General features: G+C 58.6%; 25 protein-coding genes. 24 read left to right on the forward strand and 1 reads right to left on the reverse strand.

Annotation, left to right across the window (positions count from 1 at the left end):
* The first annotated feature begins 1 nt into the window (after position 1).
* The 5 genes from tgt (at position 2) to ACQ4OB_RS17525 (ending at position 5,027) form a co-directional block, all read left to right on the forward strand.
* Positions 2-1,117: a tRNA guanosine(34) transglycosylase Tgt gene (tgt, locus tag ACQ4OB_RS17505; RefSeq protein WP_162130615.1), complete on the forward strand. Its 1,116-nt coding sequence runs from the start codon at positions 2-4 to the stop codon at positions 1,115-1,117.
* Between the two features lie 43 nt (positions 1,118-1,160).
* Complete coding sequence (gene yajC, locus ACQ4OB_RS17510; protein WP_007903559.1) at positions 1,161-1,496, forward strand: preprotein translocase subunit YajC; 336 nt, start codon at positions 1,161-1,163, stop codon at positions 1,494-1,496.
* Positions 1,497-1,559: 63 nt separating this feature from the next.
* Positions 1,560-3,428, forward strand: a complete 1,869-nt coding sequence (secD, locus tag ACQ4OB_RS17515; RefSeq protein ID WP_074873940.1) for a protein translocase subunit SecD — start codon at positions 1,560-1,562, stop codon at positions 3,426-3,428.
* Between the two features lie 9 nt (positions 3,429-3,437).
* The gene (gene secF / locus ACQ4OB_RS17520) at positions 3,438-4,352 is read left to right on the forward strand and encodes a protein translocase subunit SecF (protein WP_076028538.1); all 915 of its coding nucleotides are present in this window, start codon (positions 3,438-3,440) and stop codon (positions 4,350-4,352) included.
* A 120-nt stretch (positions 4,353-4,472) separates the two neighbouring features.
* Positions 4,473-5,027, forward strand: a complete 555-nt coding sequence (locus ACQ4OB_RS17525) for a glycine zipper 2TM domain-containing protein (protein WP_074873942.1) — start codon at positions 4,473-4,475, stop codon at positions 5,025-5,027.
* A 253-nt stretch (positions 5,028-5,280) separates the two neighbouring features.
* Here the strand turns inward: ACQ4OB_RS17525 and suhB are convergent, their stop codons facing one another.
* Entirely contained in the window at positions 5,281-6,099 is an 819-nt protein-coding gene (gene suhB, locus ACQ4OB_RS17530; RefSeq protein WP_007982736.1) for a type III secretion system regulator SuhB, read from the reverse strand.
* Positions 6,100-6,245: 146 nt separating this feature from the next.
* Between suhB and trmJ the strand changes: the two genes are divergently transcribed.
* The 19 genes from trmJ to der all read left to right on the forward strand — a co-directional run bounded on the left by trmJ (position 6,246) and on the right by der (position 23,015).
* Positions 6,246-7,016 (forward strand): tRNA (cytosine(32)/uridine(32)-2'-O)-methyltransferase TrmJ, encoded by a 771-nt coding sequence (gene trmJ, locus ACQ4OB_RS17535; protein ID WP_430956124.1) that lies wholly within the window; start codon positions 6,246-6,248, stop codon positions 7,014-7,016.
* A gap of 2 nt (positions 7,017-7,018) precedes the next feature.
* On the forward strand, positions 7,019-7,795 hold the full coding sequence (cysE, locus tag ACQ4OB_RS17540; RefSeq protein WP_007903579.1) for a serine O-acetyltransferase: 777 nt from the start codon (positions 7,019-7,021) through the stop codon (positions 7,793-7,795).
* A gap of 267 nt (positions 7,796-8,062) precedes the next feature.
* Complete coding sequence (gene iscR, locus ACQ4OB_RS17545) at positions 8,063-8,554, forward strand: Fe-S cluster assembly transcriptional regulator IscR (protein WP_007903581.1); 492 nt, start codon at positions 8,063-8,065, stop codon at positions 8,552-8,554.
* A 50-nt stretch (positions 8,555-8,604) separates the two neighbouring features.
* A complete protein-coding gene (locus tag ACQ4OB_RS17550) occupies positions 8,605-9,819 on the forward strand; it encodes an IscS subfamily cysteine desulfurase (RefSeq protein ID WP_074873944.1) in 1,215 nt (404 codons plus the stop codon).
* A gap of 84 nt (positions 9,820-9,903) precedes the next feature.
* On the forward strand, positions 9,904-10,290 hold the full coding sequence (iscU, locus tag ACQ4OB_RS17555) for a Fe-S cluster assembly scaffold IscU (protein ID WP_003443374.1): 387 nt from the start codon (positions 9,904-9,906) through the stop codon (positions 10,288-10,290).
* 34 nt (positions 10,291-10,324) lie between these two features.
* A complete protein-coding gene (gene iscA / locus ACQ4OB_RS17560; protein ID WP_007903589.1) occupies positions 10,325-10,648 on the forward strand; it encodes an iron-sulfur cluster assembly protein IscA in 324 nt (107 codons plus the stop codon).
* 8 nt (positions 10,649-10,656) lie between these two features.
* The gene (hscB, locus tag ACQ4OB_RS17565) at positions 10,657-11,178 is read left to right on the forward strand and encodes a co-chaperone HscB (RefSeq protein WP_074873945.1); all 522 of its coding nucleotides are present in this window, start codon (positions 10,657-10,659) and stop codon (positions 11,176-11,178) included.
* A 51-nt stretch (positions 11,179-11,229) separates the two neighbouring features.
* Entirely contained in the window at positions 11,230-13,092 is a 1,863-nt protein-coding gene (hscA, locus tag ACQ4OB_RS17570) for a Fe-S protein assembly chaperone HscA (RefSeq protein WP_430956125.1), read from the forward strand.
* 2 nt (positions 13,093-13,094) lie between these two features.
* Positions 13,095-13,436: an ISC system 2Fe-2S type ferredoxin gene (fdx, locus tag ACQ4OB_RS17575; protein WP_074873947.1), complete on the forward strand. Its 342-nt coding sequence runs from the start codon at positions 13,095-13,097 to the stop codon at positions 13,434-13,436.
* A 14-nt stretch (positions 13,437-13,450) separates the two neighbouring features.
* Complete coding sequence (gene iscX, locus ACQ4OB_RS17580; RefSeq protein ID WP_008147746.1) at positions 13,451-13,651, forward strand: Fe-S cluster assembly protein IscX; 201 nt, start codon at positions 13,451-13,453, stop codon at positions 13,649-13,651.
* Positions 13,652-13,743: 92 nt separating this feature from the next.
* Complete coding sequence (ndk, locus tag ACQ4OB_RS17585; protein ID WP_007903599.1) at positions 13,744-14,169, forward strand: nucleoside-diphosphate kinase; 426 nt, start codon at positions 13,744-13,746, stop codon at positions 14,167-14,169.
* 28 nt (positions 14,170-14,197) lie between these two features.
* Positions 14,198-15,346, forward strand: a complete 1,149-nt coding sequence (rlmN, locus tag ACQ4OB_RS17590; RefSeq protein ID WP_074873948.1) for a 23S rRNA (adenine(2503)-C(2))-methyltransferase RlmN — start codon at positions 14,198-14,200, stop codon at positions 15,344-15,346.
* Positions 15,347-15,358: 12 nt separating this feature from the next.
* Positions 15,359-16,117 carry a type IV pilus biogenesis/stability protein PilW gene (gene pilW / locus ACQ4OB_RS17595; protein ID WP_074873949.1) on the forward strand — a complete coding sequence of 253 codons (759 nt, stop codon included), beginning with the start codon at positions 15,359-15,361 and terminating at the stop codon, positions 16,115-16,117.
* On the forward strand, positions 16,117-17,139 hold the full coding sequence (locus tag ACQ4OB_RS17600) for a RodZ domain-containing protein (RefSeq protein ID WP_430956126.1): 1,023 nt from the start codon (positions 16,117-16,119) through the stop codon (positions 17,137-17,139). Before pilW ends, ACQ4OB_RS17600 begins: the two co-directional genes overlap by 1 nt.
* Before the next feature lie 3 nt (positions 17,140-17,142).
* Entirely contained in the window at positions 17,143-18,252 is a 1,110-nt protein-coding gene (gene ispG / locus ACQ4OB_RS17605; RefSeq protein WP_076028533.1) for a flavodoxin-dependent (E)-4-hydroxy-3-methylbut-2-enyl-diphosphate synthase, read from the forward strand.
* 38 nt (positions 18,253-18,290) lie between these two features.
* On the forward strand, positions 18,291-19,580 hold the full coding sequence (gene hisS, locus ACQ4OB_RS17610; protein WP_076028532.1) for a histidine--tRNA ligase: 1,290 nt from the start codon (positions 18,291-18,293) through the stop codon (positions 19,578-19,580).
* A 40-nt stretch (positions 19,581-19,620) separates the two neighbouring features.
* Positions 19,621-20,262: a YfgM family protein gene (locus tag ACQ4OB_RS17615; protein WP_074873953.1), complete on the forward strand. Its 642-nt coding sequence runs from the start codon at positions 19,621-19,623 to the stop codon at positions 20,260-20,262.
* A complete protein-coding gene (gene bamB / locus ACQ4OB_RS17620) occupies positions 20,255-21,406 on the forward strand; it encodes an outer membrane protein assembly factor BamB (protein ID WP_074873954.1) in 1,152 nt (383 codons plus the stop codon). The genes ACQ4OB_RS17615 and bamB overlap by 8 nt, the downstream gene beginning before the upstream one ends.
* A 139-nt stretch (positions 21,407-21,545) precedes the next feature.
* Entirely contained in the window at positions 21,546-23,015 is a 1,470-nt protein-coding gene (gene der / locus ACQ4OB_RS17625) for a ribosome biogenesis GTPase Der (RefSeq protein ID WP_074873955.1), read from the forward strand.
* Positions 23,016-23,054: the final 39 nt, after the last annotated feature.

Genomic DNA, 23,054 nt, shown 5'->3' on the forward strand with positions numbered 1-23,054 from the left:
TATGTCGTTTGAGTTGCTTGCTACCGACGGCAAGGCTCGTCGCGGTCGTTTGACCTTTCCACGCGGTACCGTAGAAACCCCGGCCTTCATGCCGGTGGGCACCTATGGCACCGTCAAGGGCATGTTGCCGCGGGATATCACCGCCACGGGCGCGGAAATCATTCTGGGCAACACCTTCCACTTGTGGCTGCGCCCTGGCACCGAAGTGATCAAGAAGCACGGCGACCTGCACGATTTCATGCAGTGGAAAGGCCCGATTCTGACCGATTCCGGCGGTTTCCAGGTGTTCAGCCTGGGCGCGATGCGCAAGATCAAGGAGGAGGGCGTGACCTTCGCCTCCCCGGTCGATGGTGCCAAAGTGTTCATGGGCCCGGAAGAGTCGATGCAGGTCCAGCGCGACCTGGGCTCGGACATCGTGATGATCTTTGACGAATGCACCCCGTACCCGGCCGACGAAGACGTCGCGCGGGTATCGATGGAGCTGTCGTTGCGTTGGGCCAAGCGTTCGAAAGAAGCCCATGGCGACAACACGGCGGCGCTGTTCGGCATCGTTCAGGGCGGCATGCACCAGGATTTGCGCATGCGCTCCCTGGAAGGCCTCGACAAGATCGGCTTCGATGGCCTGGCCATTGGCGGTCTGTCGGTGGGCGAGCCGAAGCACGAGATGATCAAGGTGCTGGATTACCTGCCGGGCCAGATGCCGGCTGACAAACCTCGTTACCTTATGGGCGTTGGCAAACCGGAAGATCTGGTTGAGGGTGTGCGCCGCGGTGTGGACATGTTCGATTGCGTGATGCCAACCCGTAATGCCCGCAATGGGCATCTGTTCATTGATACAGGCGTGCTGAAGATCCGTAACGCGTTCCATCGCCATGATGATTCGCCGCTGGATCCGACCTGCGATTGCTACACCTGCCAGAACTTCTCCCGTGCTTATCTGCACCATCTGGACAAGTGTGGCGAAATGCTGGGTAGCATGTTGAATACCATCCACAATTTGCGCCATTACCAGGTGCTTATGGCTGGTTTGCGCGAGGCTATTCAACAGGGTACATTGGCCGCCTTTGTCGATGCCTTCTACGCCAAACGCGGGTTACCTGTTCCGCCTTTGGACTGAGTTTTCTGACCCCAAGATTCAACATTTGCAACTGGAGTGCTAAATGAGCTTTTTTATCTCTAATGCCATGGCTGACGCTGCTGCACCTGCTGCAGGCCCAATGGGCGGCGGCTTTGAGTGGATTTTCCTGGTCGGTTTCCTGGTCATCTTCTACCTGATGATCTGGCGTCCACAGGCCAAGCGCGCCAAAGAGCAGAAAACCCTGCTGGGCAGCCTGCAAAAAGGTGACGAAGTTGTGACCACCGGTGGTATCGCCGGCAAGATCACCAAAGTGTCCGACGACTTCGTTGTACTGGAAGTCTCCGACACCGTCGAAATGAAGTTCCAGAAAGGCGCCATTGCCGCCACGCTGCCAAAAGGCACGCTCAAAGCGATCTAAGTTCCAACTTCTACTCAATCGACGGGGCGCGCAAGGCGCCCCGCGTCATAAGCGGGCGGCGTGATGCTGAACAAATACCCTCTGTGGAAATACATTCTGATCCTGGCGGTGCTAGCGGTCGGTCTGATTTATTCCGCTCCCAATCTATATCCTGATGACCCGGCCATTCAGGTCAGCGGTGCAAGCACTTCGCTGCAGGTCAATCAGGCTGATCTGGATCGTGTGAGCGCAGCGCTCAAGGAATCCGGGATCAACGTCAAGGCTGCCACCCTGGCGGAAAACGGCAAGGGCGGGCTGATTCGTCTGACCAAGGCTGAAGACCAGTTACCTGCCAAAGACGTCGTGCGCAAGGCATTGGGTGATGACTACGTCGTTGCACTGAACTTGGCACAAACCACCCCGCAATGGCTGCGCAGCCTGGCCGCGCACCCGATGAAGCTGGGTCTGGACTTGTCCGGTGGCGTGCACTTCCTGCTGGAAGTGGATATGGACAAAGCCCTCGACGCTCGCTTGAAAGTGTACGAAGGCGATGTGAAGAGCCTGTTGCGTAAAGAGAAACTGCGCTATCGCAGCCTGCCGCAACTCAACGGTGCCATACAGCTGGGCTTCACTGATGAGGCAGCCCGCGAACAAGCCCGTGCGCTGATCCGCAAGAGCTTCAACGATTTCGATATTGTTCCGGCCGACCTCAATGGGCAGCCGGTACTGCGTCTGGCGATGACCCCGGCCAAGCTGGCGGAAATCCGTGAATACTCCATCAAGCAGAACTTGACCACGGTACGTAACCGCGTCAACGAACTGGGTGTTGCCGAGCCAATCGTTCAGCGCCAGGGCGCCAACCGCATCGTGGTTGAGCTGCCGGGCGTGCAGGACACCGCCGAAGCCAAGCGTATCCTCGGCAAGACGGCCAACCTTGAGTTCCGTCTGGCCGCTGAGCCAGGCGCTTCGAAAGCCACTTCCGAAACCTTCGAGTTCCGTGAAGGCAATCGTCCGCCCGCACAGATCGAGCGTGGCTTGATCATCACGGGCGACCAGGTGACTGACGCCAAGGCTGGCTTCGGCGAGCAAGGCACGCCGGAAGTGAACATCCGTCTGGATGGCCACGGTGGCGAGCTGATGAGTCGTGCGACTCGCAGCAACGTCGGTCGCAGCATGGCCGTGATCTTTATCGAGCAGCGTCCGGTTACCTCTTACGTCAAGCAAGTGGTTAACGGCGTCGAGAAAGAAGTGCCGGTCCAGACGTTCAAGGAAGAGAAAAAGATCATCAGTCTGGCGACCATCCAGTCGCCGCTGGGTGCTCAATTCCGCATCACCGGCCTGAACGGTCAGGGCGAGTCGTCCGAACTGGCGCTGCTGCTGCGTGCCGGTGGTCTGGCTGCACCAATGTACTTCGCTGAAGAGCGCACCATTGGCCCAAGCCTGGGTGCCGACAACATCGTCAAAGGTATCGATGCATCGCTGTGGGGCATGCTGTTTGTCTCGCTGTTCATCATCGCCATCTACCGCTTCTTCGGCATCATCGCCACCGTCGCGCTGGCGGTGAACATGGTGCTGCTGCTGGCCCTGATGTCGCTGCTGGGTGCAACGCTGACCCTGCCGGGTATCGCCGGTATCGTGTTGACCATGGGTATGGCCGTCGACGCCAACGTTCTGATCTTCTCGCGGATACGTGAAGAGATCGCGGCGGGCATGAGCGTGCAACGGGCAATCAACGAAGGCTTCGGCCGGGCATTCACCGCGATTCTCGACGCCAACCTGACAACCTTGTTGGTCGGCGGGATTCTCTTTGCGATGGGCACCGGCCCGGTCAAGGGCTTCGCAGTGACCATGTCCCTCGGGATCTTTACCTCGATGTTCACGGCCATCATGGTGACCCGCGCGATGGTCAACCTGATCTTCGGCGGTCGTGACTTCAAGAAGTTGTGGATTTAAGGGGCTGCCATGTTACGTACAATCAACTTCATGGGCGTTCGCAACTTTGCGTTCGGCGTCACATTGTTCCTCACGGCACTGGCATTGTTCAGTGTCGCCACCAAGGGCATGAACTGGGGCCTGGACTTCACCGGCGGTACGCTCATCGAGCTGACCTACGAGCGTCCGGCCGACGTCACCAAGGTGCGTGAGCAGCTGGTTACATCGGGTTATAACGATGCGGTCGTTCAGAGCTTCGGTGCGACTACCGATTTGCTGGTGCGTATGCCAGGTGAAGACCCGCAGCTGGGTCATCAAGTGGCAGAAGCGCTGCTGAAGGTTGGCGGCGATAACCCGGCAACGGTCAAGCGCGTCGAATTCGTCGGCCCTCAGGTCGGTGAAGAGCTGCGCGACCAGGGCGGCCTCGGCATGCTGATGGCGCTCGGCGGCATCCTGATCTACCTGGCTTTCCGCTTTCAGTGGAAGTTCGCGGTCGGTGCCATCGTTTCGTTGATTCACGACGTGATCGTGACCATCGGTATCCTGTCGTTCTTCCAGATCACCTTCGACCTGACAGTGTTGGCGGCGGTGCTGGCGATTATCGGTTACTCGCTCAACGACACCATCGTGGTATTCGACCGGGTTCGTGAGAACTTTCGCGTACTGCGCAAGGCGACCCTGATCGAGAACATCAACATCTCGACCACGCAAACCCTGCTGCGGACCATGGCGACGTCGATCTCCACCTTGCTGGCGATCGCGGCTCTGTTGTTCTTCGGTGGCGATAACCTGTTCGGCTTCTCTATCGCGCTGTTTATCGGTGTGTTGGCGGGTACCTACTCGTCGATCTACATCGCTAACGTCGTGCTGATCTGGCTGAACCTGAGCACTGAGGATCTGATTCCTGCAGTGGCTACCGACAAGGAAGTCGACGACCGCCCATAACGGCTATCGTTTTCCAGCTGTCGGCCGAAAAGGCGCGAGTATTGAACTCGCGCCTTTTTTTATGCTCCAAGGCTGGGAGAAGCGCGGGCTTGTCCCGCATGTGATGGTCAGGAGGTTCATGTGAACAAGTCGATGCTGGTTGGTGCAGTATTGGGTGCTGTCGGTGTAACAGCCGGAGGTGCTGTTGCCACCTACAAGCTGGTTAATAGCGGCCCTGAATATGCGCAAGTTCTAGCCGTTGAACCGGTCAAGACGCAAATCAAGACGCCACGTGAAGTGTGCAAGGACGTAGCGGTTACCCGGCAAGCGCCGGTGAAAGATCAACACCAGATCGCCGGTACGGTGGTTGGTGCGCTGGCGGGTGGTCTGTTGGGTAATCAGATCGGCGGCGGTACTGGCAAGAAAATCGCCACAGTGGCCGGTGCGGTCGGCGGCGGTTATGCGGGTAACAAGGTGCAAGAAGGCATGCAGGAGCGTGACACCTACACCACGACTCAAACCCGCTGTAACACGGTGCATGACATCAGCGACAAGGTTGTAGGTTACGACGTGCGTTATTCGCTGGATGGCAAGGAAGGCAAAGTGCGGATGGATCGCGATCCGGGCAACCAGATTCCGGTCGACAAGGACGGTAAATTGGTCCTGTCGCAGAACGAGCCGGCTCCAGCTCAATAATCAGCTGATTGCCAAAATCAAAAAGAAGCACTCTGCGGGGTGCTTTTTTTGTGCCCGGAATTTATGCCTCACCACCAATTCCTTGTGGGAGCGGGCTTGCTCGCGAAGGCGGCTTCACATTCAATATTGACGGTGGCTGATACACCGCTTTCGCGAGCAAGCCCGCTCCCACATTGAACCTGTGGTGTTTTCGGGAATTGGATTTCAGGCATAAAAAAAGCACCCCGAGAGGTGCTTTTTTGTGGCTGCTCGCTTAGCGTTTCAGCGAGGCCGGCAGGTGCGGCTGGATGGCCGTCAGTACTGCTTTGAAGCATTTGGTGTTACCGGCAACGACATGGCCTTTCTCAAGGAAGTCGTGACCACCGGTGAAGTCGCTCACCAAGCCGCCTGCTTCCTGGATCAGCAGGGCGCCTGCAGCCATGTCCCACTCGGACAGGCCCGACTCCCAGAAGGCGTCGAAACGGCCGGCCGCTACGTAAGCCAGGTCCAGGCTTGCCGAGCCAGCGCGGCGGATGCCGGCAGTCTGGCCAACCAGGGCGCGGAACATGCCCAGGTAGTTGTCGAGGTTGTCCATTTGGTCATCGCGGAACGGGAAGCCGGTACCCAGCAGGGCGCCGTCCAGGCTGGTGCGGCCGCTGACGCGCAGACGACGACCGTTCAGTTGAGCGCCGCGACCACGGCTGGCGGTGAATTCTTCCTGGCGAACCGGGTCCAGAACCACAGCGTGTTCCAGGCGACCGCGGTATTTGCAGGCGATGCTGACAGCGAAGTGAGGAATGCCGCGCAGGAAGTTGGTGGTGCCGTCCAGTGGGTCGATGATCCACAGGTACTCTTCGCCTTCGATCCCGGTGCCGGCGTGCATGCCGGTTTCTTCACCCATGATCGAGTGATTCGGGTAGGCCTTGCGCAGCGCGTCGATGATTTTTTGCTCAGCGGCGCGATCCACCTCGGATACGTAATCCTTGGCGTCTTTTTCGTCGACCTTGATGGTATCCAGGCGCTCGATGGAGCGGAAGATCAATTCACTGGCGCTGCGGGCGGCGCGCAGCGCGATATTCAGCATGGGCTGCATGGATGTGTCACCTAAGGTTGTTAAAGAAAGCCGGGCATTCTATCAGAAAGTTTCTACAGGAGAAGGTCGGTGTTCGCTTTCATAGCTTAACGGTAGGTTGAGCTGTAAGATTCTGCTCCCCATTAAAGTGTTCGAGAGCGCCTCCCTTGCTGCAAAACATTCGTGTCGTCCTGGTCAATACCAGCCACCCCGGGAATATCGGCGGTGCTGCGCGTGCCATGAAGAACATGGGCCTGTCGCGGCTGGTGCTGGTCGAACCGCGGTTGTTCCCGCACCACGAGGCCGATGTTCGTGCTTCCGGTGCCGGTGACATCCTTGAAAACGCGCAAGTCGTCGCCACCTTGGAAGATGCCTTGGTCGGCTGCAATCTGGTGCTCGGCACCAGCGCCCGTGACCGTCGCATTCCCTGGCCGTTGCTCGATCCCCGCGAATGCGGGGTGAAAGTGGTCGAGGAGGCAGCGCAGGGTGCCGAGATTGCCTTGGTCTTTGGTCGAGAAGATTCCGGCCTGACCAATGAAGAGCTGCAGCGATGTCATTATCACGTGCACATCCCATCAGACCCTGAGTTCAGTTCGCTGAACCTTGGGGCGGCGGTTCAGGTGTTGAGTTATGAAGTGCGCATGTCCTGGCTGGCGGCCCAAGGCCGGCCGAGCAAGGTCGAGAAGGAAGAAGTGGCCTCCGTCAAAAGCGCTGAGCTGGCGACCATGGATGAGCTGGAGCGATTCTATGAGCACCTGGAGCAAACCCTGGTGGCCATTGAATTCCTCGATCCGGAAAAGCCGCGGCACTTGATGGCGCGCCTGCGCCGGTTGTACGGACGCAGCTCGGTCAGCCGGGCGGAAATGAATATATTGCGTGGCATCCTCACGGAAACCCAGAAAGCGGCCCGTGGTGAGCTTCTTAAGCGGAAGGATTAAAAATGTTCGAGCGTTTGCGTGAAGATATCCAGAGTGTTTTCCATCGTGATCCGGCAGCGCGCAACGCCTTTGAAGTTCTGACGTGCTACCCGGGCATGCACGCCATCTGGATCCACCGCTTGTCGTCAGCTCTGTGGGGCATGGGCTGGAAGTGGCTGGCGCGACTGGTGTCGAACTTCGGTCGCTGGTTGACCGGGATCGAAATCCATCCGGGTGCCAAGGTCGGTCGTCGCTTCTTTATCGACCATGGCATGGGCATCGTCATCGGTGAAACTGCTGAGATCGGCAATGACGTCACCCTTTATCAGGGCGTGACCCTCGGCGGCACCAGCTGGAACAAGGGCAAGCGCCACCCGACGCTTGAAGATGGCGTAGTGGTCGGGGCTGGGGCCAAGGTGCTTGGCCCGTTTACGGTCGGTGCTGGCGCCAAGGTTGGTTCCAATGCCGTGGTCACCAAGGCGGTCCCGCCCGGGGCGACAGTGGTGGGGATTCCGGGCCGGATCATCGTCAAGTCCGATGAAGAGCAGGACGCCAAGCGCAAGGCCATGGCTGAGAAGATCGGTTTCGATGCCTATGGGGTGGGTGAAGACATGCCGGACCCGGTGGCGCGCGCCATCAATCAGTTGCTCGATCATTTGCAGGCGGTTGACGGGCGCCTGGAGGGGATGTGCGGGGCGCTGAAAGACCTGGGCAGTAATTACTGTGCGAAAGATCTGCCTGAGCTGCGCGAAGAAGACTTTGCCTGTGTGAAGGACAAGGATCAGAGCCAGGCCAGCTAAACCGCGTCGACTTCAATCGCGAGCAGGCTCATTCCCACATTGGATCTTCTGTGCCCACATATTCTGTGTTCGACGAAGGTCTGGTGTGGGAGTGAGCCTGCTCGCGATGAACGATAACGCGCAATTGCTGGCTGTACGCCGCCAGCCTTTGTTATGATGCGGCCGCTCTTTTGCGGGTAATCCCGAGTAAAGCACTAGGTCTTATAGTTGACTTAAATACTCGGGAATTGCATACTCGCCCCATTCCGAACTCCGTGGTAATTGTCCATGCGACTGACTACAAAAGGCCGATACGCCGTGACCGCCATGCTTGACCTGGCGTTGCACGCGCAGCACGGGCCGGTGTCCCTGGCCGATATCTCCGAGCGCCAAGGCATCTCCCTGTCCTACCTCGAACAGCTCTTCGCCAAATTGCGCCGCAGCAATCTGGTGTCCAGCGTCCGTGGTCCGGGCGGCGGCTATCAGCTGTCGCGCGACATGCAGGGTATCCAGGTCGCCCAGGTGATCGATGCGGTGAACGAATCGGTCGATGCCACCAAATGCCAGGGCCAGGGTGATTGCCATCAAGGCGACACCTGTCTGACCCACCACTTGTGGTGCGATCTGAGCCTGCAGATTCACGAATTTCTCAGCGGTATCAGCTTGGCTGACCTTGTCACTCGCCGTGAGGTACAAGAAGTAGCCCAGCGTCAGGATCAGCGCCGTTGCAACAGCAAGGCGCCACGCCTGGACAAGATTGAAGCGTCCGCCGTCGAATGACAGCCAAAGAGCTAGCGGCACGCCAGCCAGCCTGATTTAGGAGATAGTCCATGAAATTGCCGATTTACCTTGATTACTCTGCGACCACCCCGGTTGATCCGCGTGTCGCGCAAAAGATGAGTGAATGCCTGCTGGTCGACGGAAACTTCGGTAACCCGGCGTCCCGTTCCCACGTGTTCGGCTGGAAAGCTGAAGAGTCCGTCGAAAACGCTCGTCGTCAGGTCGCTGACCTGGTCAACGCCGATCCGCGTGAAATCGTCTGGACCTCCGGTGCCACCGAGTCCGACAACCTGGCAATCAAGGGTGCGGCGCATTTCTATGCCACCAAAGGCAAGCACCTGATCACCACCAAGATTGAGCACAAGGCTGTCCTCGACACCATGCGCCAACTGGAGCGTGAAGGCTTTGAAGTCACCTACATCGAGCCTCGCACTGATGGCCTGGTCACTCCGGAGATGATCGAAGCCGCCCTGCGCGACGACACCATCCTGGTTTCGGTCATGCACGTGAACAACGAAATCGGCACCATCAACGACATCGCAGCCATCGGCGAACTGACCCGCTCCAAGGGCATCCTGTTCCACGTCGACGCTGCTCAGTCCACCGGCAAGGTCGATATCGACCTGTCGAAGCTGAAAGTCGACATGATGTCGTTCTCTGCCCACAAAACTTACGGCCCTAAAGGCATCGGCGCACTGTACGTGAGCCGCAAGCCGCGTGTTCGCATCGAAGCGACCATGCACGGCGGCGGTCACGAACGTGGCATGCGTTCCGGCACCCTGGCGACTCACCAGATCGTCGGCATGGGCGAAGCCTTCCGCGTAGCCAAGGAAGACATGGTTGCCGAGAACATCCGCATCAAGGCCCTGAGTGACCGCTTCTTCAAGCAGGTCGAAGGCCTGGAAGAGCTGTACATCAACGGCAGCATGACCGCCCGCGTACCGCACAACCTGAACCTGAGCTTCAACTACGTTGAAGGCGAGTCGCTGATCATGGCGCTCAAGGATCTGGCGGTTTCGTCCGGTTCGGCCTGCACCTCGGCTTCCCTTGAGCCTTCGTACGTACTGCGCGCCCTGGGCCGCAACGACGAACTGGCACACAGCTCGATTCGCTTCACCTTCGGCCGTTTCACCACCGAAGAAGAAATCGACTACGCCGCGCAGAAAGTCTGCGAGGCCGTTACCAAGCTGCGCACTCTGTCGCCGCTGTGGGACATGTACAAAGACGGTGTCGACATTTCGAAAATCGAGTGGGCGGCACACTGATTTCAAGTCGCCGCAAACCGGCCCTGCGAACCTTCGGGCGCAGGGCTTCAAGAGCGACTCTCTGATGAGTGAGGATTAAGAATCATGGCTTACAGCGAAAAGGTCATCGACCACTACGAGAACCCGCGCAACGTCGGCAAGATGGACGCGGAAGACCCAGATGTCGGCACCGGCATGGTCGGCGCTCCGGCGTGCGGCGACGTGATGCGCCTGCAGATCAAGGTCAACGAGCAAGGCATCATCGAAGACGCCAAGTTCAAGACCTACGGTTGCGGTTCGGCTATCGCCTCCAGCTCCCTGGCGACCGAGTGGATGAAAGGCAAGACTCTGGATGAAGCAGAGACCATCAAAAACACTCAGCTGGCCGAAGAACTGGCTCTGCCGCCAGTAAAAATTCACTGCTCCGTACTTGCTGAAGACGCTATCAAAGCGGCCGTTCGCGACTACAAGCAGAAGAAAGGCTTGATCTGACTTTCAAGATTTGGCGACGAGTAAGGAGTCACCGATGGCTATCAGCATGACAGAAGCGGCTGCTCAACACGTGCGACGCTCCCTCAACGGGCGCGGCAAAGGTGAAGGGATTCGTCTGGGTGTTCGCACTACAGGCTGTTCCGGCCTTGCCTACGTGCTGGAGTTTGTCGACGAGGTGGTTGCAGAGGATCAGGTGTTCGAAAGTCACGGCGAGAAAGTGATCATCGACCCGAAAAGCCTGGCCTACCTGGACGGTACCGAACTCGATTTCGTCAAGGAAGGGTTGAACGAAGGCTTCAAGTTCAACAACCCCAACGTTCGCGGTGAATGTGGCTGCGGCGAAAGCTTCAACATTTGAGGCTTGTCGTGGGTACTCCTTGTCATTTCGCTTTATTTGAGCTGCAACCGAGTTTCGATCTGGACCTCGATCAGCTGGCTACGCGCTACCGTGAGTTGGCGCGCGGCGTTCATCCGGACCGCTTCGCTGATGCTTCCGAGCGTGAGCAGCGGCTGGCGCTAGAGCAATCCGCGAGCCTCAACGAGGCCTACCAGACGCTCAAAAATCCACCCAAGCGCGCGCGTTACCTGCTCGCCTTGAATGGTGGCGAGCTGCCGCTGGAGGTCACGGTGCATGATCCGGAGTTTCTTCTGCAGCAGATGGAGTTGCGTGAAGAGCTCGAAGACCTGCAGGACAGCGCCGACCTCAATGGCGTTGCCGTCTTCAAGCGTCGCCTGAAGTTTGCCCAGGATGAACTGAACCAAAGCTTCTCGGCTTGCTGGAACGATGCTGCGCAACGTGAACGGGCCGAACGCCTGATGCGGCGCATGCAGTTTCTCGACAAGCTCACCTACGAAGTGCGCCAGTTAGAAGAGCGCCTCGACGATTAACCCAGTGCCGCTCCGGTCGCACGCCTGATATACAGATAAGTCCTGATAACGATGGCCCTACTGCAGATCGCCGAACCCGGCCAAAGTCCTCAACCGCACCAGCGTCGTCTGGCTGTGGGGATCGACTTGGGCACTACCAATTCGCTGGTCGCTGCGTTGCGCAGTGGTCTTTCCGAGCCTCTGGCTGACGCTGACGGGCAGGTCATCCTGCCGTCCGCGGTGCGCTACCACGCTGATCGCGTTGAAGTAGGCGAGTCGGCCAAGCTGGCTGCCGCCACCGACCCTTTGAACACCGTGCTGTCGGTCAAGCGCTTGATGGGTCGTGGTTTGTCCGACGTCAAGCAATTGGGCGACCAACTGCCGTACCGCTTCGTCGGCGGCGAGTCGCACATGCCGTTCATCGACACGATCCAGGGCCCGAAAAGCCCGATCGAAGTCTCCGCCGATATCCTGAAAGTGCTGCGTCAGCGCGCCGAAGCGACGTTGGGTGGCGAACTGGTAGGTGCGGTGATCACCGTTCCGGCCTATTTCGACGATGCTCAGCGTCAAGCCACCAAGGATGCGGCCAAACTGGCTGGCCTTAACGTACTGCGGCTGCTCAACGAGCCGACTGCCGCCGCTGTGGCTTACGGTCTGGATCAGCACGCTGAAGGCCTGGTCGCCATTTATGACCTGGGCGGCGGTACCTTCGATATTTCGATTCTGCGCCTGACCGGCGGTGTGTTTGAGGTTTTGGCTACCGGCGGCGACAGCGCGCTGGGCGGCGATGACTTCGACCATGCAATTGCCGGCTGGATCATCGAGAGCGCCGGTCTGTCTGCTGACCTCGATCCGGGTGCGCAACGCAATCTGCTGCAAACCGCTTGTGCGGCCAAAGAAGCGCTGACCAATGCTTCGTCCGTTGAAGTCACTTATAGCGACTGGAAAGCCGAGTTGACCCGTGAAGCCTTCAATACGCTGATCGAACCAATGGTTGCCCGCAGCCTGAAAGCCTGTCGCCGCGCTGTGCGTGATTCCGGCATCGAGCTGGACGAAGTGCACGCGGTCGTCATGGTGGGCGGTTCGACCCGTGTGCCTCGCGTCCGCGAAGCCGTCGCAGAAGCCTTCGGTCGCGAGCCGCTGACCGAAATCGATCCGGATCAAGTGGTGGCCATCGGTGCCGCGATCCAGGCTGATACGCTGGCCGGCAACAAGCGCGATGGCGATGAACTGCTGCTGCTCGATGTGATTCCGTTGTCCCTGGGGCTGGAAACCATGGGCGGACTGATGGAGAAGGTGATTCCGCGCAACACCACCATTCCTGTCGCCCGCGCTCAGGACTTCACGACCTATAAAGATGGCCAGTCGGCCATGGCGATCCACGTATTGCAGGGCGAGCGCGAGCTGATCAGCGACTGCCGCTCCCTGGCACGCTTCGAATTGCGCGGCATTCCGGCGATGGTGGCCGGTGCGGCGAAGATTCGCGTGACTTTCCAGGTCGATGCCGACGGTCTGCTCAATGTTTCTGCCCGCGAGCTGGGCTCGGGCATTGAGGCCAGCATCCAGGTCAAGCCGTCCTACGGTCTGACGGACGGCGAAATTGCCAAGATGCTCAAGGATTCCTTCCAGCACGCCAGCGACGACAAGGTCGCTCGTGTCTTGCGTGAACAGCAGGTCGATGCGCAGCGCCTGATCGAAGCGGTGCAGGGCGCCCTCGACGTCGATGGCGAGCGCTTGCTCGACGCCGAAGAGCGCATGGTCATCGAATTGCAGATGCAGGAACTGACCGAACTGATGAAAGGCACCGATGGTTACGCCATCGAGCAGCAGACCAAGCGTCTGTCGCAAGTGACCGACGCCTTTGCTGCCCGCCGCCTGGACTCGACGGTGAAAGCCGCGCTGGCGGGGCGCAACCTGAATGAGATTGAGGAATAACGATGCCACAGGTCATTTTTCTGCCACACGAGAAGTTCTGCCCGGAAGGTATGGTTGTGGAGGCTGAGCCTGGCATCTCCATTCTCGAGCTGGCCCACGAACACCATATCGAGATGGAAAGCGCCTGTGGCGGCGTCTGCGCCTGCACCACCTGCCACTGCATCATCCGCGAAGGTTTCGACTCGCTGGAAGAAGCGGATGAGCTGGAAGAAGACTTTCTGGATCGTGCCTGGGGTCTGGAGGCGCAATCGCGTCTAGGCTGTCAGGCGATTGTCGGGAATGAAGACCTGACTGTCGAAATTCCAAAATACTCGGTCAACCATGCGGCTGAAGCGCCGCACTGATTCAAGGAACTGAAATGAGTCTGAAATGGGTTGATGTGCTGGAAATCGCGATCCAGCTGGCTGAATCCAAGCCGGATGTGGATCCGCGTTATGTGAACTTCGTCGATCTGCACAAATGGGTGCTGGCATTGCCGGAGTTCAGTGATGATCCGACCCGCGGTGGCGAGAAGGTACTTGAAGCCATTCAGGCCGCCTGGATCGAAGAAGCAGACTGAGTCTGCGCCGTATGCAGTTAGGCAATACCCAAGAACCCGCGTATAATTCGCGGGTTTAATTTTTCGCAAATTACCGTTTCTGGAGTTACACCATGGCTGTTCAACGTACTTTCTCCATCATCAAGCCTGACGCTGTTGCAAAAAACGTTATCGGCGAGATCACCACTCGTTTCGAAAAAGCTGGCCTGCGCGTTGTAGCTTCGAAACTGAAGCAACTGTCCAAAGCTGAAGCTGAAGGCTTCTACGCTGAGCACAGCGCTCGTGGTTTCTTCAACGACCTGGTTGCTTTCATGATCTCCGGTCCGGTTGTCGTTCAGGTTCTGGAAGGCGAAAACGCTATCGCTCTGAACCGTGAGCTGATGGGCGCTACCAACCCTAAAGAAGCTGCTGCCGGCACCATCCGCGCTGACTTCGCTGATTCCATCGACGCCAACGCTGTACACGGTTCGGACTCCGAAGCCGCTGCTGCTCGCGAAATCTCGTACTTCTTCGCAGCTACTGAAGTAACCACTCGCTAAGCATTGGCTTAAGAGTGAAGGTGAATCCATGACTACATCGACTGTAAAAACCAACCTGCTGGGTCTGACTCAACAGGAAATGGAAAAATTCTTCGACTCGATCGGGGAGAAGCGTTTCCGTGCCGGTCAGGTAATGAAATGGATTCACCACCTTGGCGTCGATGATTTCGACGCCATGACGAACGTCAGCAAGGCCTTGCGCGACAAGCTCAAGGCTATTGCCGAAGTTCGCGGTCCTGAAGTTGTCAGCGAGGACATTTCCACCGACGGCACCCGCAAGTGGGTGGTGCGCGTGGCGTCCGGCAGCTGCGTCGAGACCGTGTACATTCCCCAGGGCAAACGCGGCACTTTGTGCGTTTCGTCCCAGGCAGGCTGTGCCCTGGATTGCAGTTTCTGCTCCACCGGCAAGCAAGGTTTCAACAGTAACCTCACCGCCGCCGAAGTGATCGGCCAGGTGTGGATTGCCAATAAATCGTTCGGCAGCATCCCGGCGACCGCCGACCGTGCCATCACCAACGTGGTGATGATGGGCATGGGTGAGCCGCTGCTGAACTTCGACAACGTCGTGGCCGCCATGCATCTGATGATGGATGACCTGGGCTACGGGATCTCCAAGCGCCGCGTAACCCTGTCTACATCGGGTGTGGTGCCGATGATTGATGAGCTGTCCAAGCACATCGACGTCTCCCTGGCGTTGTCCCTGCACGCACCGAACGACGCATTGCGTAACCAATTGGTGCCGATCAACAAGAAATATCCGCTTAAGATGCTGCTCGAGTCGTGCCAGCGCTACATGTCGTCCCTGGGCGAGAAGCGCGTGCTGACCATCGAGTACACCTTGCTCAAGGACATCAATGACAAGGTTGAACATGCCGTTGAGATGATCGAGTTGCTCAAGAACATCCCGTGCAAGATCAACCTGATTCCGTTCAACCCGTTCCCGCATTCCGGTTACGAGCGTCCGAGCAACAACGCGATTCGTCGTTTCCAGGATCAGCTTCACCATGCCGGCTTCAATGTCACCGTCCGCACCACCCGCGGTGAAGACATCGATGCCGCGTGTGGCCAATTGGTAGGACAGGTGCTGGATCGCACCCGTCGCAGCGAACGTTATATCGCCGTGCGCGAGTTGAGCGCCGAAAACGATATCGCACAGAACGCTGCGAACAATAATTAAGAGAGGATCTCTATGTCCCTGCGCTTCGCGCTGCTTTTGCTGTTGGCCAGCCTGTGTGCTGGTTGTGTCCTGTCGGGCGATTTCAACCCGATGAAGACCAGCAAGGGCCGCGATGAAGCGCGTGTTGCCTATGTGCAGCTGGGGTTGGGGTACTTGCAGCAGGGCATGACCGAACGGGCGAAAGTACCGTTGAAAAAAGCCCTGGACCTGGATGACTCGGACCCGGATGCCAACGCTGCGCTGGGTCTGGTATTCCAGGCAGAGATGGAGCCGGAGCTGGCGGATAAGCATTTTCGTAAGGCGCTGTCTTCCAGCCCCAACGATGCGCGAATCCTGAACAACTACGGCAGTTTTCTTTTCGAAGAGAAACGCTACAAAGAAGCTTACGAGCGCTTTGAACAGGCCGCCGCTGACACTTTGTATCCTGAGCGTTCGCGGGTGTTCGAGAACCTCGGTATGACCGCTTCGAAGCTGGGGCAGCGCGATCTGGCGCAGCAGCAGCTGGAAAAAGCCCTGCGGTTGAATCGCCAACAACCGCGTGCATTGCTGGAAATGGCTGAGTTGTCCTTCGAAGACAGGCATTATGTGCCCGCGCGCGACTATTACGATCGTTTTAGCCTGCTCACCGAGCAAAATGCACGTAGTCTATTGCTCGGCGTTCGGCTGGCAAAAGTGTTTGATGATCGCGACAAGGCCGCCAGTTTTGGCCTGCAACTAAAACGACTCTATCCCGGTACGCCGGAATATCAGCAATACCTGTCGGAGCAATGATGAAAGCGGCGCATCCCGAAGTTGTAGCAGCGAATCGCGTTAATCCCGGTGAAACTTTACGCCAGGCTCGCGAAAGCAATGGCTGGTCGCTGGCCGAAGTGGCCCTCAAGCTCAACCTCACCGTCAATTCCCTGAGCAATCTGGAAGCCGGCGCTTTCGACAAGCTGCCTGGGCATACCTTTGCTCGCGGTTATATTCGTGCCTACGCGAAATTGCTCGGCATGGATCAAACCGTACTGGTCCAGCAGTTCGACCAATCCACCGGCACCGACTCCCAGGGCAGCAACGTCCATAGCCTGGGACGTATCGAAGAGCCGGTTCGGGTTTCCCACACCATTTTGCGAGTGGTCAGCCTGCTGTTGCTGTTTGCAGTGATCGGTGGTGGTTTTGTCTGGTGGCAGGATCAGACCTCATTGCGTACCAAAGACCTGACTAGCCTGAGCCCGGAACACGTGGAAGTCGAAGGCGCTGACGGCACTACCCAGATCCATCCGCTGGACGAGCCGGAAGACCAGGCTGTCGCGCAAGGTCAGGCTGACGGCACCACCGCTCTTGCGTTGCCGCAAGCCGATACGTCGGCTGAAGCACCGGCCGAAACTGAAGCGGCTGCACCGGCTGCACCGGCTGCACCAGCGCCTGCTGCACCTGCCCACAGCACCGCTCCGGTTGTCTCCATTCCAGTCGCGCCAGCCCCGACAGCTCCTGTGGTATCAACCCCGCCTGCGAGCGCTTCGGTTACTCCGACCATTCCCCCTTCGGCAGCGGCTGCTCCGGTTGCCGGCCAGGGTCAGGTTCAACTGCAATACACTGCCGATTGCTGGACGCAAGTGACCGATGGCACCGGCAAGGTGTTGTTGAGCGGTCTCAAGCGCAAAGGCGAAAACGTTTCCGTGAGCGGCAAGCCACCGTTTTCCGTGCGTCTGGGCTTCGCCCGCGGCGCGCAGGTCAGCTACAACGGGCAGGTGGTTGATGTCGCTCCGTTCACCAGTGGCGAGACTGCTCGCCTGAAGTTGGGTCAATAAGTCATGCACGGCGAATCTCCAATCAAACGTCGCGAATCTCGCAAGATCTGGGTCGGTAACGTGCCTGTTGGCGGCGATGCGCCTATCGCTGTGCAGAGCATGACCAACAGCGACACCAATGATGTCGCCGCCACCGTGGCCCAGATCAATCGTCTGGAAGCGGCTGGCGTCGATATCGTGCGTATTTCCGTGCCCGACATGGATGCCGCTGAGGCTTTCGGCAAGATCAAGCAACTGGTCAAGGTGCCGTTGGTTGCCGACATCCACTTCGACTACAAGATCGCTCTGCGCGTAGCCGAACTGGGCGTTGACTGCCTGCGCATCAATCCGGGCAACATCGGTCGCGAAGACCGCGTGCGTGCGGTAGTCGATGCCGCTCGCGATCGCGGGATTCCCATCCGCATCGGCGTGAACGCCGGTTCCCTGGAAAAAGACCTGCAAAAGAAATACGGCGAGCCGACTCCGGCTGCGCTGGTTGAATCTGCCCTGCGTCACGTCGAACACCTTGAGCGCCTGAATTTCCAGGACTTCAAGGTCAGTGTGAAAGCTTCCGACGTGTTCATGGCCGTCGCCGCTTACCGCTTGCTGGCCAAGGAAATCGTCCAGCCGCTGCACCTGGGCATCACCGAAGCCGGTGGTTTGCGTTCAGGCACAGTGAAATCCGCCGTGGGCCTCGGTATGCTGCTCGCCGAAGGGATTGGCGATACTATTCGCATCTCGTTGGCGGCCGACCCGGTCGAGGAAGTGAAAGTCGGCTACGACATTCTCAAATCCCTGCATTTGCGTTCCCGTGGCATCAACTTCATCGCCTGCCCGAGCTGCTCGCGGCAGAACTTCGATGTGGTCAAGACCATGAACGAGCTGGAAGGGCGCCTCGAAGACCTGCTGGTGCCGCTGGATGTCGCGGTCATCGGTTGCGTGGTCAACGGACCGGGTGAAGCCAAGGAAGCCCATATCGGCTTGACCGGCGGCACGCCAAACCTGATTTACATCGATGGCAAGCCGGCGCAGAAACTGACGAATGACAATCTGGTGGATGAGCTTGAACGCTTGATCCGCCAGAAAGCGGCCGAAAAGGTCGAAGCTGACGCTGCCTTGATCGCGCGTGGCTGAGCCTGACTAAAGAGCCGAACGAATTTAAGGATTTTAAAGTGAGCAAGTCTCTGCAAGCCATACGTGGCATGAACGACATCCTGCCCGAGCAGACTCCCCTGTGGCGTCATTTCGAAGGCACCGTCTCGCGTTTGCTGGATAACTACGGTTACAAGCAGATCCGCATGCCGATCGTCGAGTTCACCGAGCTGTTCAAGCGCTCCATCGGTGAAGTGACCGACATCGTCGAAAAAGAGATGTACACCTTCGACGACCGCAACGGCGACTCCCTGACCCTGCGCCCCGAAGGCACAGCGGCCTGCGTGCGTGCGGTGCTCGAGCACGGTATCACCGGCGGTGGCCAGGTGCAGAAACTCTGGTACATCGGCCCGATGTTCCGCCACGAACGTCCGCAGAAAGGCCGTTATCGCCAGTTCCACCAGATCGGTTGCGAAGTCTTCAACCTCGACGGTCCGGACATCGACGCCGAGCTGATCGTGCTGACCTGGCGCCTGTGGGGCGAGCTGGGCATCCGTGATGCGGTCAAGCTTGAACTCAACAGTCTCGGCACTGCCGAGTCCCGTGGTCGTTATCGCGAAGCGTTGGTCGAGTTCCTTTCGGCCCGTTTGGACATGCTGGACGAAGACAGCCAGCGCCGTCTGAAAACCAACCCTTTGCGGGTTCTGGATACCAAGAACGCTGACACTCAAGCCGTGTTGGCCGACGCGCCGAAAATGGCCGACTACCTCGACGAAGAATCCCGCGTGCACTTCGAGGGCCTCAAGGCTCGCCTGGACGCCGCCGGCATTCCTTACGTGATCAACCCGAAGCTGGTTCGCGGGCTGGATTACTACAGCAAGACCGTTTTCGAATGGGTCACCGACAAACTGGGCGCCCAGGGCACTGTGTGTGCCGGTGGTCGCTACGACGGTCTGGTGGAACAGATGGGCGGCAAGCCGACCCCTGGCGTTGGTTTCGCCATGGGCATCGAGCGCCTGGTGCTGTTGCTTGAAACCCTGGAACAGATCCCGGAAGAGATTTCCCGTCAGGTCGACGTCTACCTCTGCGCCTTCGGTGAAGCCGCCGAGTTGGCCGGCCTGGCCCTGAGTGAACGTGTTCGTGATCAATTGCCCAACCTGCGCCTGCAAGTGAATGCCGGTGCCGGCAGCTTCAAAAGCCAGTTCAAGAAAGCCGACAAGAGTGGTGCGTTATACGCGCTGATCCTCGGTGACGACGAAATGGCCCAGCAAGTGGTAGGTTTCAAACCCCTGCGTGGCCAGGGCGAACAACAAAGCATTGCCTGGGATGCGCTTGCAGCACACCTGGCCACCTGCGTCGTGCAGGGTTGAAGCTGTCAAACAGCCGATTTAGCGATTAAGGAGTATTGGGGTGTCGAGTACCGAAGACGAACATCTGGCGGAGTTGAAGGACTGGTGGACACGCAACGGCAAGCCCCTGGTCACTGGCGGCCTGTTGGCGCTGGTCATCGTGTTCGGCTGGCAGGCTTTTCAAAAGTATCAGAGCAATCAGTCGCAAGGCGCCTCGGTGCTCTATCAGCAACTGCTGGAAACCACGCTGACGCCTGACGGCAAGCCTGATGCTGCCCGTGTTGCGGACCTGGCCGGCAAGCTCAACAGCGAGTTCGGCGGTAGCGCTTACGCGCAGTACGGCAGCCTGTTCATGGCAAAAGTTGCGGTCGACAGCGGCAAGCTGGATGACGCAGCCGGCGAGCTGAAAGCCATTGTTGCCAAGCCGGCCAACCCGGCGCTGGGCGAAATTGCTCGTCAGCGCCTGGCGCAGGTGCTGGCCGCGCAGAACAAGGCCGATGAAGCCCTGAAACTGCTCGAAGGCGATGCCGATAAAGCATTCCTGGCTACTCGCGAAGAACTCAAGGGCGACCTGCTGGTGCAGTTGGGTCGTACCGACGAAGCGAACACGGCGTATCAAAAAGCCAAGGCGGCACTGTCGGATGAAGCGGCAGTGGGTGGCCTGCAAATCAAGCTGGACGATCTGGCCAAAGGGGATGCGTGACGTGATTCGTTGGAAACATGCAGCATTGCTGGCTCTGGCCATATTGGCCGCGGGTTGCAGCAGCAACAGCAAAAAAGAACTGCCGCCGGCCGAGTTGACCGACTTCAAAGAAGAAGTGGTTCTGCAAAAGCAGTGGAGTCGTTCGATCGGTGACGGTCAGGGCCAGTCGTACAACATGCTGGTTCCGGCGATCGATGGCGATACCATCTATGCCGCCGACGTCACCGGTGTGGTGATGGCGATGGATCGCAGCAATGGCGACGTCAAATGGAAGAAAGATCTCGAATTGCCTGTATCCGGCGCTGTCGGCGTCAGTTACGGTCTGCTCCTGATCGGTACGATCAAGGGCGAAATCGTTGCCCTGGATGCCATCAACGGTGAAGAGAAATGGCGCGCTCGCGTGTCCAGTGAAGTCCTCGCACCGCCGGCCAACAACGGTGATGTCGTTGTCGTTCAGACTCAGGATGACCGTCTGATCGGTCTGGATGCCGCTACCGGCAACCAGCGCTGGTTGTATGACAGCACTCCAGCGGTATTGACCCTGCGCGGCACCAGCGCGCCGATCGTCACCAACCGCCTCGCGGTGGCTGGCCTGTCGACCGGTAAAGTGGTCGCTCTCGATATTTCCAACGGCGTGCCGGTGTGGGAACAACGTGTAGCAATTCCACAGGGTCGTTCGGAACTGGAGCGCGTTGTCGATATCGACGGCGGCCTGCTGCTTTCCGGCGAAACGCTGTACGTCGCCAGCTACCAGGGTCGCGTTGCGGCACTGGACCTGCAAAGCGGTCGTCAGCTCTGGCAGCGTGATGCTTCCAGCTATGCCGGTGTTGCCCAGGGTTTTGGCAACGTCTACGTGAGTCTGTCTTCGGGTACCGTTGAAGGCGTCGACGAACGTTCCACCACAGCCTTGTGGAGCAACGATTCGCTGGCTCGTCGTCAACTGTCGGCTCCGGAAGTGTTCTCCAGCTACGTTGCAGTCGGCGACATGGAAGGCTACCTGCATCTGCTGAGCCAGGTGGACGGTCGTTTCGTCGGCCGCGAGCGCATCGACAGCGATGGCCTGCGTGCCCGTCCGCTGGTGGTGGGTGACACGATTTATCTGTATGGCAACAGTGGCAAGCTGGAAGCCCTGACCATTAAGTAAAGGTTTGACTATGCTTGGGGTTTAACCCCAGGCAGCCTTGCTCTGCAAGGTTCGCAGCGCCCTCAAGCGCTGCCCCGAGCACCAGCCGCTGCCTCGCAGCGGCTTTTGTATTTTCTGAAATAACGAAGTGGAGAGCCGCATGGTTCCCGTAATCGCCCTGGTGGGCCGACCGAACGTCGGCAAGTCCACCTTGTTCAACCGCCTGACCAGGACTCGTGACGCCATCGTCGGCGACTTGTCCGGTCTGACCCGTGATCGCCAATACGGTGAGGCCAAGTGGCAAGGGCGTTCCTACATTCTGGTCGACACCGGCGGTATCTCCGGTGACGAGCACGGTATGGACGAAAAAATGGCCGAGCAGTCGCTGCTGGCCATTGAAGAAGCGGATGTCGTTCTGTTCCTGGTAGATGCCAAGGCCGGTTTCACCGCCGCCGACCAGATGATCGCCGAGCATTTGCGCAAACGTAACAAGCGTTCTTACGTGGTTGCCAACAAGGTCGACAACATCGACCCTGAAATGGCCCGCGCCGAATTCGCCCCGTTGGGCATGGGCCACGCGATCCCTATCGCCGGTGCTCATGGTCGTGGCATCACCCAGATGCTGGAAATCGCCCTCAGCGACTTCCCGAAAGACGATGACGAGCCGGAAGAAGGCGAGGAAGAGATCGTTGCCGAAGGCGAGGAAGCCAAGCGCATTCCTGGCCCAAGCGAAAAAGACGGGATCAAGATCGCGATCATCGGCCGTCCGAACGTCGGCAAGTCGACCCTGGTCAACCGTATGCTCGGTGAAGACCGGGTAATCGTCTATGACGAGCCCGGCACCACGCGCGACAGTATCTACATCCCGTTCGAGCGTAACGACGAGAAGTACACGCTGATCGACACCGCCGGCGTGCGTAAGCGCGGCAAGATCCACGAAGAAGTTGAAAAGTTCTCCGTGGTCAAAACCTTGCAGGCGATCAAAGATGCCAACGTGGTGATCTTTGTGATGGACGCCCGCGAAGGTGTGGTCGACCACGACCTCAACCTGCTGGGCTTTGCCATTGAGTCGGGTCGTGCGCTGGTCATCGCGATCAACAAGTGGGACGGCATGACGCCGAGCGAGCGCGACTTCGTGAAGGTCGAGCTGCAACGTCGACTGTTCTTCGTTGACTACGCTGACATTCACTTCATCTCGGCCCTGCACGGCACGGGCGTGGGCAACCTCTACGCCTCCGTACAGAACTCGTTCAAGTCTGCGGTCACCCGCTGGCCGACCAACCGCCTGACCACGATTCTGGAAGATGCGGTCGGTGAGCACGCGCCGCCGATGGTCAACAACCGTCGGATCAAGCTGCGTTATGCCCACTTGGGTGGGGCTAACCCGCCGATCATCGTGATTCACGGTAACCAGATCGAGAAGGTGCCGAAGTCTTACGTGCGCTATCTGGAAAACACTTATCGCCGTGTCTTGAAGCTGGTCGGTACGCCGATCCGCATCGAGTTCAAGGGCGGCGAGAACCCGTACGAAGGCAACAAGAACTCGCTGACCGACCGCCAGGTCAACAAGAAGCGCCGGATGATGTCGCACCACAAGAAAGCCGACAAAAAGCGCCGCGACAAGCGCTGATTCACGGCTTGCCCCATTTTGTGTGGGGGCTTGTTGTGG

Source organism: Pseudomonas sp. ES4, from assembly GCF_050586665.1.
GTDB lineage: Bacteria > Pseudomonadota > Gammaproteobacteria > Pseudomonadales > Pseudomonadaceae > Aquipseudomonas > Aquipseudomonas frederiksbergensis.

Coding starts and splice junctions, on each gene's coding strand:
- pilW (WP_074873949.1), top strand. CDS start 15,359: ATGTCCCTGCGCTTCGCGCTGCTTTTGCTGTTGGCCAGCCTGTGTGCT.
- rlmN (WP_074873948.1), top strand. CDS start 14,198: ATGACTACATCGACTGTAAAAACCAACCTGCTGGGTCTGACTCAACAG.
- tgt (WP_162130615.1), top strand. CDS start 2: ATGTCGTTTGAGTTGCTTGCTACCGACGGCAAGGCTCGTCGCGGTCGT.
- ispG (WP_076028533.1), top strand. CDS start 17,143: ATGCACGGCGAATCTCCAATCAAACGTCGCGAATCTCGCAAGATCTGG.
- iscA (WP_007903589.1), top strand. CDS start 10,325: ATGGCTATCAGCATGACAGAAGCGGCTGCTCAACACGTGCGACGCTCC.
- yajC (WP_007903559.1), top strand. CDS start 1,161: ATGAGCTTTTTTATCTCTAATGCCATGGCTGACGCTGCTGCACCTGCT.
- secD (WP_074873940.1), top strand. CDS start 1,560: ATGCTGAACAAATACCCTCTGTGGAAATACATTCTGATCCTGGCGGTG.
- iscR (WP_007903581.1), top strand. CDS start 8,063: ATGCGACTGACTACAAAAGGCCGATACGCCGTGACCGCCATGCTTGAC.
- fdx (WP_074873947.1), top strand. CDS start 13,095: ATGCCACAGGTCATTTTTCTGCCACACGAGAAGTTCTGCCCGGAAGGT.
- bamB (WP_074873954.1), top strand. CDS start 20,255: ATGCGTGACGTGATTCGTTGGAAACATGCAGCATTGCTGGCTCTGGCC.
- cysE (WP_007903579.1), top strand. CDS start 7,019: ATGTTCGAGCGTTTGCGTGAAGATATCCAGAGTGTTTTCCATCGTGAT.
- der (WP_074873955.1), top strand. CDS start 21,546: ATGGTTCCCGTAATCGCCCTGGTGGGCCGACCGAACGTCGGCAAGTCC.
- iscU (WP_003443374.1), top strand. CDS start 9,904: ATGGCTTACAGCGAAAAGGTCATCGACCACTACGAGAACCCGCGCAAC.
- hscA (WP_430956125.1), top strand. CDS start 11,230: ATGGCCCTACTGCAGATCGCCGAACCCGGCCAAAGTCCTCAACCGCAC.
- ACQ4OB_RS17550 (WP_074873944.1), top strand. CDS start 8,605: ATGAAATTGCCGATTTACCTTGATTACTCTGCGACCACCCCGGTTGAT.
- suhB (WP_007982736.1), bottom strand. CDS start 6,099: ATGCAGCCCATGCTGAATATCGCGCTGCGCGCCGCCCGCAGCGCCAGT.
- secF (WP_076028538.1), top strand. CDS start 3,438: ATGTTACGTACAATCAACTTCATGGGCGTTCGCAACTTTGCGTTCGGC.
- ACQ4OB_RS17600 (WP_430956126.1), top strand. CDS start 16,117: ATGAAAGCGGCGCATCCCGAAGTTGTAGCAGCGAATCGCGTTAATCCC.
- ndk (WP_007903599.1), top strand. CDS start 13,744: ATGGCTGTTCAACGTACTTTCTCCATCATCAAGCCTGACGCTGTTGCA.
- iscX (WP_008147746.1), top strand. CDS start 13,451: ATGAGTCTGAAATGGGTTGATGTGCTGGAAATCGCGATCCAGCTGGCT.